The organism is Bifidobacterium pullorum subsp. saeculare (assembly GCF_016899725.1).
GTDB lineage: Bacteria > Actinomycetota > Actinomycetes > Actinomycetales > Bifidobacteriaceae > Bifidobacterium > Bifidobacterium pullorum_C.
The window spans coordinates 1-520 of sequence record NZ_JACLYU010000114.1; the positions used below are offsets into that span (position 1 = coordinate 1).

Genomic DNA, 520 nt, shown 5'->3' on the forward strand with positions numbered 1-520 from the left:
GAAAAGGTTGGTACCCAGCCCCAGGCGGTTGCCCTCAATCTGCACGCCCAGGGCGGCCAGAGTGGTGGGAAACTGATCAAAGGTGGTGAAATCCCGCCTTGTCTCCGTCTCCTTCTGGGCCGCGGCATTGATGTAGGCGGTGTAGGTCTTCCGGGTGTAGCCGCTGTCAATATCCTCGCAGTAGTCGCTGTCCATGGTAGGATGGTCTCCGCAGAGGATGATGGTGGTGTTCTCGTAAAAATCCTGCTGCTGGAGCCACTGTACGAAGGCGGAGACCTGCCGGCTGGAGCAGCGCATGACATTGGAATACTGGTCATCACCGTAGAGCTGCGGGCAGCGCTCGCACACATACCCGTCCTCAAAGTGTGTGTCCACTGTCAGCATGGTGAGGTTAAAGGGCTCCGGCTGGGCGACCAGCTCGGTCACCTTCTGCCTGGCGAACTCAAAGAGCTTCTCATCTTCATAGCCCCACCATACATGGTAGTCCTCCGGGATGAGGCCGTTTTGCACCGCGTATTTA

The 520-nt window shown here is 57.9% G+C and carries 1 protein-coding gene; it reads right to left on the reverse strand.

The features are described 5' to 3' along the window. Window positions 1-520: sulfatase-like hydrolase/transferase (locus H7U32_RS09730; RefSeq protein ID WP_204469846.1), on the reverse strand; the 520-nt coding region annotated here is incomplete at both ends.